We start from the raw sequence: 15,169 nt of genomic DNA, 5'->3' as shown, positions 1-15,169 counted from the left end.
CTTATGTAATGACTGGCTTGTGAAGTGCATCATGAGCCCACAGGACAAGTAGACTTACGGCAACGGTACACAAGATATTGATGGGTCCCGCGTCAAAGTAGACGGGGAGTAACGGGAGCAGAACAACCGGAATCAGCCCCGCTTTGACGCTATCTTTCGTTACGAGATAAGACAGACCGAGTATGCCTAGTCCGACAAGATATGCCCACGGCGTGATGGCGAAGACGATGCCGGAAAATACGGCATACCCTTTACCGCCGCGTCGCGGATGAAACAATGGAAACAAGTGACCGATGAGCACGGCAAGAGCAACGGGATAAAATGCGTCTGTGATCTGTAGTGCAAGAACCGTCTTCGCGGCATCAAACAGATACACGAATAAAAAGGCCGGGAGCCCACCGGCACGATGGGCGTTGCGGGCACCGATGTTTCCGGAACCGACCTGAGCCAAATCGGTACGACTGACGTACTTCCAGAGCGTACCGCCAAGAATACTGCCGATAAGGTAACCAAGCAGGAGATCAAGGATCACCGATGTTCCTCCTTTGTTTCTACGAGATGAACGAGTTCTTTGACGGTCAAGGCATCACTGTCTGGAGCCGTCAGGACGGCATCGACCATCTGGGCTTTTCGATCTTGTAATTCCGTCATCTTTTCTTCGATCGTCCCGCGTGTCAGCAGTTTGATGACCGTAACGTCGGATTGTTGTCCAAGTCGGTGGGCACGATCGGTAGCTTGCTGTTCGACGGCCGGATTCCACCAGCTGTCAAAGAGGATGACGGTATCAGCAGTTGCGAGATTCAATCCCGTTCCGCCGGCTTTCAGGGAAATCAAGAAGAGATCGACTTCACCGTCATTGAACCGGTCGCATAATGCCACTCGGTCTTCGAGTGGTGTCTCACCCGTCAACAGGAAGTGGGGGAGGTGACGTTGCGCGAGATCCGAGCGAATGCGTTCGAGCATTTGTGTATACTGCGAGAAAATCAAGATCCGCTTTCCGGCGGTCCGTTTTTCGGCAATCAATGTGAGTAGACGCGTTCGTTTTGTTGCTTCCGCTGTATATCCCTCAACGAATAACCCTGGATCGTTGCAAATTTGCCGCAAACGCGTTAACCCAGCCAGTAACTTCAAACGATCTTCGCGTTTCGTCTCGTCTAAGTGTTGCAACGTCTCCAGTTGCAGTTTGGCAAGATACGACGCATATAATCGTTTTTGGTTCGGACCGAGCTCGACATAATGATGTTCGATCTGTTTCTTCGGTAAATCCTGTAAGACATCTTGTTTCTCACGCCGTAATAAGAACGGTTGGATGAACTGTTGCATATCATCAAACGACCATTTCTCAAACGTCGCTAAATCCGGCAGTAATTCCGGAAACAGGACATGGAAAATCGACCAGATATCACGCGGTCGATTCTCGAGCGGTGTTCCTGATAAGGCGAACCGTCGTTTTGCTTGCAGGTGTCGCAGTTGACTGACTGTTTGCGACCGCGGATTCTTCAAGTGCTGTGCTTCATCAAAGAAGACGACGTCATATACAGGGTGGCGACGGACGTCGGTCCGAAGCGTCGTATAGGAGACGATCGTTACCGTATCGTCAGGTAAGTGCTCCAGTTCGCGGAGTCGGCTAGTTTGAGAACCGGTGACGACATGAACCGGTCGATCGGGTAAAAAGCGCTTCAGTTCCGCTTCCCAGTTGCGGAGCAGTGACGCCGGCGCAACGATGAGCGCACGACGGTCAGGAATCGTCGCGATATAACCAATCGCTTGAATCGTCTTCCCGAGCCCCATCTCATCGGCTAGGATCCCGTGACATCCTTGTGCGTCCAGATTCTTCAGAAACTGGATGCCCGTCCGTTGATACGGATAGAGTCGTGACTCTAACGAATTCGGCAAGTCGAGCCGGAATCCTTGTCCGGATTTTAATTCAAGCCATTTCTCGAGCAAATCAGCGTGAAGATGGAGGACGGAGGCGCCGATCAGATGCTTCATGTTCCGGACGGCAGGTAAGACGATTCGTCCATCGCGTAAGTCGCGTTCACTTGCTTCCATCTGGGCGAGAACCCGTTGCAACTGCTGGAAAGCTCGTGTTTCTAAAGAAACGAACTGTCCGGATTTCAAGCGGTGATACCGTTTTTGTAAGACGAGCGACTTCAGGACACGTTTCAGCTCATCTTCTGGAATTCCGTCCATTGAAAAGTTGAAGATGAGCCAGTCGAGGCGGTCCGTCACGTCGACTTCGATCCGCGGATGAAACGGTCCTTTTGGTAACGTCGTCCGGATCGCTTGTGTTGCAAATAACTCCAGTTGACCGAGCTCGACCCGTTCGTCAAGCAGGCTCCGCAGAAAGGCATATTGCGCGGCGTCACGCGTGATGATGTAGCGCGTGTCACGTGGCGTTGCTTGGAATTCACGTAAGAAGCGTAAGACACTTTGTTCCGTTACTTGATCGCGACCAGCGTAAATCGTCTCGTCGAGCGGATTCAGCTGAATCCCTTGATAATCAAACGACACGCGGACTTCGACTTCCTGAGCCGTTCGGTCAAGATGCAACTTGACGATTGGTGTCCCGGAAACGATTCGTTCTTGCAAATCAGGACTGAACGAAACATCGGCGACTCGCTGCAAATACTCCGTCTGTCCAAGCAAACGATCGAAGTAGGGCAGAGACAGTTGATGCTGTTGATTGTCCGTCAGTCGTTTGAGCGTCACGACGGGTCCGGTCAGTTCGAAATGAATCGCTACCCGACGATCTGGTGTGAGACTGCGTAAATAATGGCGCGCGCCAGCGTCATCGACTTGAATCGCCGTGAACGGACGGATCTGCGGCGATAGCGGCGTCGGTGTGCCATGTGCCTGTACATGATGCATCGCCAGTAAAACAGCGACGATATGTCCACAAAACGATGTATCCATCGCAAGCGACGGACAGTTGCATCCAGCGTCGACACCGTGCGCTTTGACGCGGACGGTGACCGTGAATCGTTCCTCACCGTCGACGCTCGCTTCGATCAGTTCGTCACCCATCCGGTAATTGTGCAACGTGACCTTACGGGCGGCGACATACTTCTTTCCCCGTCGAAAGGCATAAGCATCAGACATCTGTTTGATTTTGCGTTCACTGAGCCCGTAATTCATACTATCCCTCCTTTAGTTAACATAATATGATTATCGTTCACCATCAAATAAATCGACGGCGCGTTTTTTCTCGGAATCACCGATATGGGCATAGACTTGTGTTGTCGCGACGGATTCGTGACCGAGTAGCTGCTGGATCGTCAGAACGTCGACCCCACCGGTCGCAAGGCGTGTTGCAAACGTATGCCGCAATTTATGCGGTGTAATTTTTTTGCGCTCTAAAAAGGGCAGGACTGGTTTCAATCGTTCCGTGTGCCGCTGCAAAATATGCTGGACTGCACGTGGACTGAGTGGTTTCCCGTGTTTTTGGAAGACAGGCACGGCGCCGCTCGTTGGCATCTGATAATGAATCGCATATTTTCGTAAGGCAATCCGAGCTGGTTTTGCGAGCGGAATCAGCCGCTCTTTGTTGCCTTTTCCGATGACGCGGAGCGTGTTTTCGTGAAAATCGACATCGTTCCAGACGAGTTGAGTCATCTCACTGAGGCGCATCCCGCTATAGCCGAGTAGTTGGAATAACGTCACGTCGCGGACACGGTCCCGTTCATAATGCGACGCTTCCCGGGCATTCATCTCAACGTTCGACGGTAACAACTGAATCAATTCATCCCATTCGCGTTTCGTCAGGTAAACGGGTTCTCGCTTCGCTTGTTTTGGTCGATTGACTTTGGCGACCGGGTTTTCCGACAACTGACCCGTATCGACCAAATAACGGAACAACGACTGTAATGCTGATAACTTTCGGTTGATGACACTTGATGCATTTTGTTTAGTTAAGGCAAGGTATTCAGCGTAAGCTTCGATCCCCGCTGCATCGATCTCGACGAATGCTTCGAGCGGAATATCCCGCGCCGTCACTTCTTCACCTGACGCTGTAGCAACAAATTGAAAGAACGCTTCGTAGTCGTAGACGTAGCGGCGCATCGTTGCTAATGAGAAATGTTTTGCTGCTAACTGATCCAAATAGGACTGAATGAAGCGTGGCATCCGCTCATAACCGGGAATCGCTGGTGCTGTAGCTGAAACGGTCGTTTTATGTATCGTTTTTCCTAGGTTTTTAAATAAACTCATCCGACAATCACCCCTCTAGTGGTAGTATACCAAACGTTGGTACATCAGACACTTGTTTGCGTGAAATAGTTATTTCACGCAACGATAAATTGTCAGACAGGGAGCGCTCAGTTGCATCGACAACGCATCAGACGGGTCGTTGGTCAACTCGATGCACGTGAGAATTTAACCTATTTTTATCGTTTTTGAGATACGACATTCTCTTTAATGACAATAATAGTATTATGTCACCTAAATCATCGAAAAAGAATGAATATTCAATTTCGCTCTCAGTTGCATCGAGAAGTCGTTCGACGGGTCATCGTTCGACTCATTTGATTTCAAGACGATTTCTGAAAAACGTCGAAAACGTGCTCGATTTCGCATACTTCATCTCGGTTCGGGTATAGAGTGTTAGGTAAGAGTTATTTTCATAAGGGGGAGTTCTAGATGATTACCGATCAACAAGCACGTCAATATTTGAAGGATGCGAAACGGATTGCCGTCGTCGGTGTCTCGAGTGATTCCGGAAAAACGGCAAACTGGATTGCGGATTACTTAGTCCAACATGGATACGAAGTCATTCCAGTCAATCCGACATTAAATGAGTGGAACGGTCAGAAAGTCTATCCGAGTGTCGCGAGCATTCCAGGACACATCGATATCGTTGACGTCTTCCGTCGGTCTGAGTTTTTAGCGGATGTCGCCAAAGATGCTGTTGCTCACGGTGACGTCGGGATGATTTGGAATCAGCTTGGTCTCTCGAGTGTCGAAGCAGAAAGTCTCGCACTTGGTGCTGGTATTCCATATATTGAGAATCGTTGCATCAAAATCGAGCATCAATATCTGTGAGTCATCGCACGATTTCAGGCATCTTCACCCGTTCGTGAAGGTGTCTTTTTTCATGCGCTTTACAGGTTATGCTTGTCAGGAAGCAAGAAGATGCCTACAATTAGAGACAGACTACTCGAAATAACGAACGAACGTTTGTAAAAACGACGTCGTACTTTCGAATTTTGAGGTGAAATGAATGGCGACAGACTTAAATAACTACAATGATGATGCCATACAGGTGCTCGAAGGACTCGAAGCAGTCCGGAAGCGCCCAGGTATGTATATCGGTTCAACCGATCACCGTGGACTTCACCATCTCGTCTACGAGATCGTCGATAACGCGATCGATGAGGCGCTCGCAGGGTTCGGGGAACAAATTGACGTTACGATCCATAAAGATAATTCAATCACGGTCCGTGACCATGGACGTGGGATGCCAACGGGGATGCATGCGTCTGGAAAACCGACTGCTGAAGTCATCTTCACAGTCCTTCACGCTGGCGGTAAGTTCGGTCAAGGTGGCTATAAGACGTCCGGTGGCTTACACGGCGTCGGGGCGTCGGTCGTTAACGCCTTGTCAACGGATCTGAAAGTAACGATCTTCCGTGACGGGAAACAATATGAGCAAACGTTTGAAAACGGTGGGATGCCGAAGACGACGTTGCTTGAGACGGGTACGACGCGTCAAAAAGGAACGAGCGTTTACTTTAAACCAGATGGCTCGATCTTCAGTACGTTGACATACAACTACGATACGCTCGCAGAACGCTTACGCGAATCTGCATTCTTGCTGAAAGGTCTGAAGATTACGCTGACGGACGAACGGTCCGATAAACAGGACATTTTCCAGTACCAAGACGGTGTCAGTGAATTCGTCCAGTACTTGAACGACGATAAAGATACACTGCATCCGACGGTCGCGTTCGAAGGTACGGAAAACGAGATCGAAGTCGATATCGCCTTCCAGTTCACAGATGCCTACTCGGAAAACGTCCTGTCGTTCGTCAACAACGTCCGGACACGCGACGGTGGAACACACGAAGTCGGTGCAAAAACGGCAATGACACGGGTCATGAATGAATATGCCCGGAAAAACACGCTCTTGAAGGAAAAGGATAAGAACCTTGACGGAAATGATATCCGCGAAGGGTTGACGATGATCGTCTCAATCCGGATTCCGGAAGAGTTCCTCCAATTCGAAGGGCAAACGAAGTCGAAACTCGGTTCGCCGGAAGCACGGACAAGCTGTGATGCTGTCATCAGCCGTCGTCTCTCGATGTACTTGGAAGAGAACCCACAAACGGCGACGCTGTTGATCAAAAAAGCGATTCGCGCAGCACAAGCGCGTGAAGCAGCACGTAAAGCCCGCGAAGAAGCACGAAACGGGAAAAAGAAGAAACGTTCGAGCATCTTGAACGGAAAACTGACACCTGCTGCTTCGAAAAACGCGGACAAGAATGAATTGTTCCTCGTCGAGGGTGATTCTGCCGGTGGTTCTGCGAAACAAGGACGAAACCGGACGTTCCAAGCGATTCTTCCACTCCGTGGGAAGGTCTTGAACACGGAAAAAGCGAAACTCGCTGACATCATGAAGAATGAAGAGATTAACACGATCATTCACGCGATTGGTGGCGGTGTCGGAGCCGATTTCGACTTGTCGGATTGTAATTTCGACAAAGTCATCATCATGACCGATGCCGATACCGACGGCGCGCACATCCAAGTCTTGCTGTTGACGTTCTTCTTCCGCTACATGCGCCCGTTGATCGACGCTGGGAAGGTCTTCGTTGCCTTACCACCGCTCTATCGTGTCTCCAAAGGGAAAGGCAAATCGGAGAAGTTCGAATATGTCTGGGACGAAGAAACACTCAAGAAAACGACGAAGAAATTCGGTAAAGGTTATATGATCCAGCGTTACAAAGGACTTGGGGAGATGAATGCACCACAGCTCTGGGAAACGACGATGGATCCTGAGACACGGACGTTGATTCGGGTCACGATCGACGATGCTGCCGTAGCGGAAAAACGCGTTTCAGTCCTGATGGGCGATAACGTCGGGCACCGCCGGACGTGGATCGAGGACAATGTCGCCTTCGGTCTCGCGGAAGACCTCTCGATCATCGAGAACGAGCACGTGACGAAAGAGAGTGTGAACGAACATGTCTAATCTACAAAACATCCTGAACCTGTCGCTCGAGCAAGTCGTCGGCGACCGGTTTGGTCGTTATTCGAAATATATCATCCAAGATCGTGCCTTACCGGATGCCCGGGATGGTCTGAAACCGGTTCAACGCCGAATCTTGTATGCGATGCATACGGAAGGCAACTTGTTCGACCGGGCCTACCGGAAATCAGCGAAGACAGTCGGTGTCGTCATCGGTAACTATCACCCACACGGTGATTCGTCGGTCTATGAAGCAATGGTCCGTTTGAGCCAAGAGTGGAAGCTTCGTTACCCGCTGATTGATATGCAAGGGAACAACGGGTCAATCGACGGTGATAGCGCGGCAGCGATGCGGTATACGGAAGCCCGTTTATCGAAAGTTTCAAGTCTGATTCTCGACGGGATCAACAAACAGACCGTCGATTACACGCTGAACTTCGATGATACGACAGAGGAACCACTCGTCTTACCATCACTTCTGCCGAACTTGCTGATGAACGGTTCGACGGGGATTTCCGCCGGTTACGCAACCGAGATTCCACCGCACCACGCGGGAGAAGTCCTCGATGCTGCGATTGGTCGGATCTCAGGGACGGTCCAGAACGTCGATGACTTATTGACGCACATGCAAGGTCCGGATTTCCCGACTGGTGGTGTCGTTCAAGGGCTTGATGGCATCAAGAAGGCGTTCGAGACAGGACGCGGGAAAGTCATCATCCGCTCGCGTTCAACGATTGAGACACTGCGTGGCGGTCGTCAGCAAATCGTCATCACGGAACTCCCGTATGAGGTCAACAAAGCGAATCTCGTCAAACGGATGGAAGAACTCCGTCTCGATAAAAAGGTCGAAGGGGTTGCGGAAGTTCGTGATGAGACCGACCGCGACGGCTTACGCGTCGTCATCGAGTTGAAGAAGGAAGCGGACGCAGAAGGTGTCTTACACTTCTACCTCAAACAGACTGACTTACAAATTGCTTATAACTACAACATGGTCGCGATCCATGAGCGGACACCGCGGCAAATGGGCGTCTTGACGTTGCTTGATGCCTATCTTGCACACGTCAAGGAAGTCGTCATCCGCCGGACAGCATTTGACCTCGAACAAGCGAAACGCCGTCAGGAAGTCGTTTCTGCCTTGATGACAGCAATCTCTGTCCTCGATGAGACGCTTGCCTTGATTCGTTCTGCGTCGAACAAAGCGGACGCGAAAGACAAGCTGATCACGCGTTTCAACTTCACGGACCGTCAAGCGGAAGCCGTCGTCATGCTCCAGCTATACCGGTTAACGAATACCGATATCGTCGAGTTGCAGGAAGAAGCTGCGAAACTCGAGAAGGAAATCGCGCGTCTCGAGAAGATCCTCAACGATGAAAAGACACGGAATCGTCTCATCATCAAGGAATTGACAGTCTTGAAGGAACAAGTCGCGGACAAACGTCGCTCGACGATCGAAGCGGAAGTTGAAGAACTGAAGCTGAAGACGGAAGTCATGATCGCTGTCGAGGAAACAATGGTCTTCCTGTCGAAAAACGGTTACGTCAAACGCTCGTCACTCCGTTCATTCGGTGCCTCGAACGACTTGCCGGACTTGAAGGAACAGGATCGTCCGTTGCTCCAAGGGCAAGCGATGACGACCGACCACTTGATCGTCTGGACCGTTCGCGGGAATTACTTGCTGATTCCGGTCCACCAATTACCGGATACGAAATGGAAGGATGGCGGTCAACACGTCGCGAACCTCGTCCCACTCGAACCGGGTGACCGGGTCCTCTCCGCAGATATCGTTCGTTCGTTCGACGAATCGCACCATTGCTTGTTCGTGACTCGTCAAGGGATGGTCAAACGCTCGAAACTGAGTGACTACAACGCCCAGCGGAAGTCAAAACCACTTCAAGGTGTCCGTTTGAAGGCAGACGATGAAGTCTTGTACGCCCAGGTCTCAACGGGTCAAACAGAGCTGTTCCTTGCGACACAGAACGGTTTCGGGCTCTGGTTTACGGAAGATGACGTTCCGGTCGTTGGTGTTCGGGCTGCTGGTGTTAAAGCGATCAACCTCAAGGATCAGGACGTCGTCGCGGGCGCGATCGGCTTCAAGGAAGCGCCACAGATCGTCCTCTTGACGCAACGGGGTGCCTTGAAGAAGATGCGTCTCGCGGATCAGTTCCAAGTCTCGAGCCGTGCGCTCCGTGGCTTACAGTTGCTGCGTGATTTGAAATCGAAACCACACCAAGTCGCAGCATTGATCGATGTCACGCAGGCGAAAGAATTAGTCCTTAGCGGCAAAGAACAGGAGAAAACGATCCAAATCGGTTCGTTATCGTTCCTCGACCGCTTATCGAACGGTTCATTTGCCTACGATGAAGAGAAATTTGGTCCCTTACTCGACTGGTATACACGATAAGACGAGGCTCCTCCGGATAACGGGGGAGCTTTTTTAGATCTAGCGGGGCAGGAGAGGGTGATTTTGAGACGAACGCTCCGAATTTTGAGATTTATCGCTATAAATATCGTTTACAAATTGAAACACTGACCAATAACGGCTACAATATAAGAAATAGTCAGGTCACGATTCGTCACGAACAAGCGTCGGGTCACGCGTCTCCGCAGCTTTGCTTATAGCGTCAATTGATCAAGCAGCTACGGGACCGTCCCTTTAGCTGCTTGTTGTGCAATCTGCCGACCTTGGAGAGGTGATGAAGATGAAATTCAGACGTCGCGAAAAAGTAGCAATCTATATCACTCGGGAAAAACCTAACGGATGGGAACTACTTGTTTTTCATCCACAATCGGCTCCTGAGAGTGATTGGCAGATCCCCGCAGGTACGATCGAAGATGCTGAAATCGCTAAGGAAGCGGCTGTCCGTGAGACGCTTGAGGAAAGTGGTCTCTCGTTAGCATCCGTCCAGTATATCGGCGAAGAAGAGATGCGGTACCCAGAGCGAATGCGGGTCCATTACACGTATTTCTACCATGCGCACATCGAATGCCAAGAGAACCGCTGGACGCATTGTGTGGCTGGTGACGGTCAGGATTGCGGTGATTTCTTTGATTTCGCGTGGTTGCCACTTGAACGGATCACGCAACTCGAACGCCGCCATCATATTTTCTTGGATCGTTTGATTCATCGATTGGAACGGACACGTCCGTATGATTGTCGAAAACACGGCTAATCCCGTGTTTTTTTGTTTTGTCTCACTATCTTAAGTTTACCTTGATTATGAGACAAAATCTTATAACTATTGATAATATATGTTATGTTAACTTGAATAAAAAAATGATATTTTATCTAGATGCATTCATCCCCCTGTCATCTAAAAATCGGTCTATCGTCCTGTTGGTCTTCCTCTTCATTCTTTGTTACTCTAATAACAGTAACATCGTGAATGTTACCTTTTTATCGGTAACAAATAAAATGTTTCCATGATTGTGGCAACAAATAAACAGGAGGAATCGTCATGCAAGCTGTTGCCTTGTCGTTTGATGTCAAAGGCTCCCGCGATTATCCGAGCAAAGAAGCATTACTTCAAGCGCTCCGAGAACTCGCGAACGATCTGAATACGGCATTTCCTACGAGTATCGTTCCGTTCCAAATCAAATCTGGTGATAGCTTACTAGCGGTATTTGCGGATTATCCGGTTAGTTATCCGGTCATGCTGCACTTATTGAATCAAGAATTGCCGGGTTACATCGGGATCGGATTTGGTCAATATGAGACGATTTCAACGACACAAGCCGAAGAAGCTAACGGTAGTGCGATTATTCATGCCTTTGAAGCACAGGAACACGCGAAGACACTTCCGTCACGGATCGCCTTTGCTGGACCGCCCTACTTACCGACCGCCCTGCTAAATGGCTATCTCGAGATGCTTTATCCGGCGTATTTTGGAAAGACGGACCGTCAGATTGAACTGCACCGGTTGATGGATCAATATCCGGATGATACGTATGAAGAGATTGGTCTAAAGATGGGCTTTAAGGAACAAGATGCCCGCGCGAATGTCGCAAAACTCGTCTCTCGCTCGCAGCGTAAGCAACGCAAGCGACTTGAAGCTGCCTTGGCACAGGCACTGGAGCAATTCCAAGTCTGGGAGGCGATTCGGTGACTGTCTTACTTAGCCTTATCCTTGTCCACCTACTTGCTGATTTTCCATTACAGACGAGACGGATGGCGCAACTGAAACATCGACACCGACGCATCTTGGTCCAACATCTTGCCGTCCATGTGGCTCTGATGCTACTTGTCCTTGCGTTCTTCGTCATCCGAGGACAGTTGACCCTCGACATCGCCGGATGGCTTGGAGGGAGCATTCTCGTGTTTCACGGCCTACTCGATGCCTCCCCGCTCAAGCGTCGCGTCAAGCAAGCAGCGGCGTACTGGATCGATCAAGCGTTACATATCGCTGCCATCATTGCCTTGACATGGGTGTTTGTTCCGATCGATTGGTCGTTGTCGTTCTCGCGACCGGAACAAATTCTGTGGATTCTATGTTTTAGTTTAGTGACGACGGAGTTACTCGGTCACGGGATTGCTTTGATGCTCGCACCATTCGCTCCACGCTTGATCGAAGCGCATTTCGAGCGGAAAGTGACACGTAAGGAGCAACTCGACGGCGTTTCGCGGACTGTCACACATGAAGTCGAAGATTCTGCCCGCAGTTATACGACGGAATTGAATGGGATCGGGCGTTATATCGGTCTCGTCGAACGGGCGATCATCACCCTGCTCGTCGTCACGAACGCAACCGGAGCCATCGGCTTCATCATTGCTTTGAAGGCGCTGGCTCGTTTTAAACAGTTTGAAGATCGCCGCTTTGCGGAATATTACATCATCGGGAGTTTGCTCAGTATCTTAGGTGCGATTTTATGTGGACTGGCGATTCGCGTCGCATTCTAAACGATGAATGAAAGTGAGGGAGACGGTTTGGACCGTCGCACGAAGTATGAAACAAATTGGATTAGTGAGACATCACCGGGTGACGGAAGGATACCCGACGAAAGGCTGGATCAGCGCCAGCGATATTGAAAAATGGATTGAACGCTATGATACGTCAGACATCGATATTCAACCGGTCGAGCTCGGTCAGATCGACTGGACGGTCTGTTATGCCAGTAGCATGCCACGCGCTGTCCAGACGGCGAAGAGCGTCTACGATCAAGAGATCATCGTGACGGATTTACTGCGGGAAGTACCGTTCCCGACGATTCGCTCGAATCTCCGGTTACCGTTTCTTGGCTGGGCGGTCCTCGGTCGACTGGCAGCCCCGTTCAGCAAACGGATTCAAGCGGAAATCAAGGATGCGAATGAACGGATCGAGGTCCTGTTGAATCAATTGATGTTCGAGGATGACGAACGGGTCTTACTTGTTGGGCACGGCGGCATGATGATTCTGATGCGGGCTGCCTTGAAGCGTCGCGGTTATCGTGGACCCCGGTTCGGTCATCCGCGCAACGGTATGCTCTATCTGTTCGAGAAAGAGGAACCGACATGCTGAAATGGGGCTCAACGATTCTGTTAGCACTCTGCCTGATCGTCATCTTCTACACGACCCGGGATGAAGAGCCCCCTGCCCCAACGGCAGGACAGATGGAGGTCTATGGTTTTGACGTCGGTCAAGGAGATAGCACGTTCATCCGGACGAAGGAAGACGCGATCTTGATTGACGGTGGGAATAACGGTAAAGGCGAGGATGTCGTCCGCTACCTGCAAGAATTGGGAGTTAAACGCTTAACAGCGATCATCGCGACACATCCGGACGCCGATCATATCGGTGGACTCGATACCGTCCTCGATGCCTTTCCAGTCGACAGCGTCTATGCCCCGCGTGTCACGCATACGACGGAGACGTACCGCGATTTCCTTCTAGCCGTCAAACGCGAAGGAGTGACGATCAAGTCGGTCAAGGCGGGTCTTAAGATACCGAGTGAAGCCGCACGCTTTACGTTCCTTGCACCCCTAACGGACGGGACACAGGATCTTAACAGTTGGAGTGCCGTCCTGCGGGTCGAACATGGACAGGATCGGTTCCTCTTCATGGGCGACGCACCGATCCGGACGGAACGACAATTGCTTGAGTCAAATGCCGATCTTAGCGCCGATGTCTTGAAGCTTGGGCATCACGGAGCAGACACATCGTCCTCCCTGCCCTTCCTGCAAGCCGTTGATCCGAAGCGAGCGTTGATCTCAGCCGGAAAGGATAATGCTTACCGTCACCCGCGTCCCTCCGTCTTACAGGAACTGAAAGCAGAACAGATCACGATTGACCGAACCGATCAAAGTGGAACGATTCAGTATATCTCGACCGGTGACGGTATCAAGGAATCGAACCGGACCGATTTACGACCGGAATAACGAGACGTGGAGGTGCATCAGATGCGATTGACCCTAGCTGATTTTGAAGACGATCTAGCGATTTGCGAAACCGACGACCGTGAGACGATCACATTACCGAAAAGTCGTTTGCCGCGCCAGGCAACGATCGGCGACCGACTTGACTGGACCGGACGCTCGATTCGGATCTTACGCGACGAGACGAACGCACGTAAAAAAGAGATCACCGCATTGATGGATGACCTCTTTGAAGAATGATGGGACTCCCTCGGTACGCTGAGGGAGTCTTTTTTAACCCAGTAAACTGATGACGAGTCCAGCGATGATGCCTGCTGTGAATAAGGAACCGATCGTATACGTCAGCAAACGTAATCCGAATGGGAGCCGACGAATCGCGGCAAAGGCTCGGCGATTCGGGGGTCCTCCAGCGACGATACGTTGGTAATCATCGAGCGGACTATGGGCGATGTCATGTCGATTGATTGGAGTAGTAGCGGATTCCGTAGTATGGTGTTTCATGAGTCCATTCCCCCTTCTCTTAACAACCTTATATATTTTATTCGCTAAGTGACTTCACTAATCCTTCTTTAAATTTTTTGATATTTCACGAAACTTTTGGATGAAACTGGTAGTATAAAAGATAGACGTATTTCTTTATGCGTGATTCCTGGAAAATCACTAGCGGTTTTTTCTGAATTTTCGTACACTTTAGAAATACGATGCATCTTAAAGGGGGAATCATCTATGTTTCAAACGTTACGTACATCACTCAAACAATCTGTTCTTGGTCAGGACGATGTGATTGATCATTTATTGATGGGCTTGCTCGCGGAAGGCCATGTGTTGCTCGAAGACCGTCCGGGGACTGGTAAGACGACACTAGCAAAAGCACTGGCGCAGACACTCGAAGCGAAGTTCTCACGTATTCAATGTACAGCGGATACGTTACCGACCGATCTGCTTGGGATGGAACTGTTCAACCCGCTGACAGGATCGTTTGAACAACGGTTTGGTCCGCTGTTCGCGAATATCGTCCTCGTCGATGAAATTAACCGGACGACGCCACGAACACAATCAGCATTGCTCGAGGCAATGGCGGAAGGACAAGTGACAATCGGGGATACGTCTTATACGTTACCGCAACACTTTCTTGTCATCGCGACACAAAATCCGTTTGATGGACACGGCACATTCCCACTGCCGCATGCCCAACTCGACCGTTTCTTGTTCAAGTTGTCGTTCGCTCCGCTAACACGTCAAGCAGAAAAAGCATTATTACGTGGAGCACACTTAACAGCAGCCGAATTACAGATTCCGCTCGAACAACTCAATGACTGGAAAGAGGAAGTCACCGCCGTCTCGATCGACGATAGCGTCGAAAACTACTTACTTGACGTCTGTGACGCACTCCGCGCCCATCGTGACGTTGAGATCGGACCGAGTCCACGAGCGACGCTCGCACTCTTAAAAGCAGCAAAAGCACGGGCCTGGATGCAGGAGCGGACGTACGTCACACCAGAGGACGTCAAGCACTTGGCACCGCCATTGCTTGCCCACCGTCTCGTCTTGACGCTCGAAGCGACGCTGAAGCTATCGAACGAACGTCTCGTCGAGCAGGTTCTCGATTCACTCACTGTTCCGACTGAGGTGTAATC

The 15,169-nt window shown here is 50.5% G+C and carries 14 protein-coding genes; 10 read left to right on the top strand and 4 right to left on the bottom strand.

Going from position 1 to position 15,169, the window contains the following annotated elements; translation table 11 throughout:
- Position 1 precedes the first annotated feature (1 nt).
- From K7G97_RS08655 to K7G97_RS08645, 3 genes are read right to left on the bottom strand one after another with little or no spacing between them, the layout of a single operon-like run.
- Entirely contained in the window at positions 2-532 is a 531-nt protein-coding gene (locus tag K7G97_RS08655; RefSeq protein ID WP_223040312.1) for a glycerol-3-phosphate acyltransferase, read from the bottom strand.
- On the bottom strand, positions 529-3,138 hold the full coding sequence (locus K7G97_RS08650; RefSeq protein ID WP_223040311.1) for a DEAD/DEAH box helicase: 2,610 nt from the start codon (positions 3,136-3,138) through the stop codon (positions 529-531). Before K7G97_RS08650 ends, K7G97_RS08655 begins: the two co-directional genes overlap by 4 nt.
- 30 nt (positions 3,139-3,168) lie before the next feature.
- Positions 3,169-4,209, bottom strand: coding sequence for a tyrosine-type recombinase/integrase (locus K7G97_RS08645; protein WP_223040310.1), 1,041 nt, complete (start codon positions 4,207-4,209; stop codon positions 3,169-3,171).
- 429 nt (positions 4,210-4,638) lie between these two features.
- Here K7G97_RS08645 and K7G97_RS08640 point away from each other — a divergent pair, with 429 nt between their 5' ends.
- From K7G97_RS08640 to K7G97_RS08600, 9 genes are all read left to right on the top strand, one after another.
- A complete protein-coding gene (locus K7G97_RS08640) occupies positions 4,639-5,040 on the top strand; it encodes a CoA-binding protein (protein ID WP_023468336.1) in 402 nt (133 codons plus the stop codon).
- 178 nt (positions 5,041-5,218) lie between these two features.
- Entirely contained in the window at positions 5,219-7,189 is a 1,971-nt protein-coding gene (gene parE, locus K7G97_RS08635; RefSeq protein ID WP_223040309.1) for a DNA topoisomerase IV subunit B, read from the top strand.
- Positions 7,182-9,587, top strand: coding sequence for a DNA topoisomerase IV subunit A (gene parC, locus K7G97_RS08630; protein ID WP_223040308.1), 2,406 nt, complete (start codon positions 7,182-7,184; stop codon positions 9,585-9,587). The genes parE and parC overlap by 8 nt, the downstream gene beginning before the upstream one ends.
- Before the next feature lie 298 nt (positions 9,588-9,885).
- Entirely contained in the window at positions 9,886-10,356 is a 471-nt protein-coding gene (locus K7G97_RS08625; RefSeq protein ID WP_230088538.1) for an NUDIX domain-containing protein, read from the top strand.
- A 285-nt stretch (positions 10,357-10,641) separates the two neighbouring features.
- The gene (locus K7G97_RS08620; RefSeq protein WP_223040307.1) at positions 10,642-11,289 is read left to right on the top strand and encodes a hypothetical protein; all 648 of its coding nucleotides are present in this window, start codon (positions 10,642-10,644) and stop codon (positions 11,287-11,289) included.
- Positions 11,286-12,080 (top strand): DUF3307 domain-containing protein, encoded by a 795-nt coding sequence (locus tag K7G97_RS08615; protein WP_223040306.1) that lies wholly within the window; start codon positions 11,286-11,288, stop codon positions 12,078-12,080. The genes K7G97_RS08620 and K7G97_RS08615 overlap by 4 nt, the downstream gene beginning before the upstream one ends.
- Before the next feature lie 46 nt (positions 12,081-12,126).
- Positions 12,127-12,678 (top strand): histidine phosphatase family protein, encoded by a 552-nt coding sequence (locus K7G97_RS08610; protein WP_195865045.1) that lies wholly within the window; start codon positions 12,127-12,129, stop codon positions 12,676-12,678.
- The gene (locus K7G97_RS08605; protein WP_223042015.1) at positions 12,675-13,535 is read left to right on the top strand and encodes a ComEC/Rec2 family competence protein; all 861 of its coding nucleotides are present in this window, start codon (positions 12,675-12,677) and stop codon (positions 13,533-13,535) included. Before K7G97_RS08610 ends, K7G97_RS08605 begins: the two co-directional genes overlap by 4 nt.
- Positions 13,536-13,556: 21 nt before the next feature.
- On the top strand, positions 13,557-13,772 hold the full coding sequence (locus tag K7G97_RS08600; RefSeq protein ID WP_223040305.1) for a DUF3006 domain-containing protein: 216 nt from the start codon (positions 13,557-13,559) through the stop codon (positions 13,770-13,772).
- 33 nt (positions 13,773-13,805) lie between these two features.
- Here the strand turns inward: K7G97_RS08600 and K7G97_RS08595 are convergent, their stop codons facing one another.
- Positions 13,806-14,033, bottom strand: coding sequence for a hypothetical protein (locus K7G97_RS08595; protein WP_223040304.1), 228 nt, complete (start codon positions 14,031-14,033; stop codon positions 13,806-13,808).
- 225 nt (positions 14,034-14,258) lie between these two features.
- Here K7G97_RS08595 and K7G97_RS08590 point away from each other — a divergent pair, with 225 nt between their 5' ends.
- Positions 14,259-15,167, top strand: a complete 909-nt coding sequence (locus K7G97_RS08590; RefSeq protein ID WP_223040303.1) for an AAA family ATPase — start codon at positions 14,259-14,261, stop codon at positions 15,165-15,167.
- The last annotated feature ends 2 nt before the right edge of the window (positions 15,168-15,169 follow it).

Source organism: Exiguobacterium acetylicum, assembly GCF_019890935.1.
GTDB classification, from domain to species: domain Bacteria; phylum Bacillota; class Bacilli; order Exiguobacteriales; family Exiguobacteriaceae; genus Exiguobacterium_A; species Exiguobacterium_A abrahamii.
This window is presented reverse-complemented; position numbering and strand designations above follow the sequence as displayed.

What these genes read in the sequence shown, in the direction of transcription:
- K7G97_RS08650 (WP_223040311.1), bottom strand. Translation starts at nt 3,138, where the DNA reads ATGAATTACGGGCTCAGTGAACGCAAAATCAAACAGATGTCTGATGCT.
- K7G97_RS08645 (WP_223040310.1), bottom strand. Translation starts at nt 4,209, where the DNA reads ATGAGTTTATTTAAAAACCTAGGAAAAACGATACATAAAACGACCGTT.
- K7G97_RS08640 (WP_023468336.1), top strand. Translation starts at nt 4,639, where the DNA reads ATGATTACCGATCAACAAGCACGTCAATATTTGAAGGATGCGAAACGG.
- parE (WP_223040309.1), top strand. Translation starts at nt 5,219, where the DNA reads ATGGCGACAGACTTAAATAACTACAATGATGATGCCATACAGGTGCTC.
- parC (WP_223040308.1), top strand. Translation starts at nt 7,182, where the DNA reads ATGTCTAATCTACAAAACATCCTGAACCTGTCGCTCGAGCAAGTCGTC.
- K7G97_RS08625 (WP_230088538.1), top strand. Translation starts at nt 9,886, where the DNA reads ATGAAATTCAGACGTCGCGAAAAAGTAGCAATCTATATCACTCGGGAA.
- K7G97_RS08620 (WP_223040307.1), top strand. Translation starts at nt 10,642, where the DNA reads ATGCAAGCTGTTGCCTTGTCGTTTGATGTCAAAGGCTCCCGCGATTAT.
- K7G97_RS08610 (WP_195865045.1), top strand. Translation starts at nt 12,127, where the DNA reads ATGAAACAAATTGGATTAGTGAGACATCACCGGGTGACGGAAGGATAC.
- K7G97_RS08600 (WP_223040305.1), top strand. Translation starts at nt 13,557, where the DNA reads ATGCGATTGACCCTAGCTGATTTTGAAGACGATCTAGCGATTTGCGAA.
- K7G97_RS08595 (WP_223040304.1), bottom strand. Translation starts at nt 14,033, where the DNA reads ATGAAACACCATACTACGGAATCCGCTACTACTCCAATCAATCGACAT.
- K7G97_RS08590 (WP_223040303.1), top strand. Translation starts at nt 14,259, where the DNA reads ATGTTTCAAACGTTACGTACATCACTCAAACAATCTGTTCTTGGTCAG.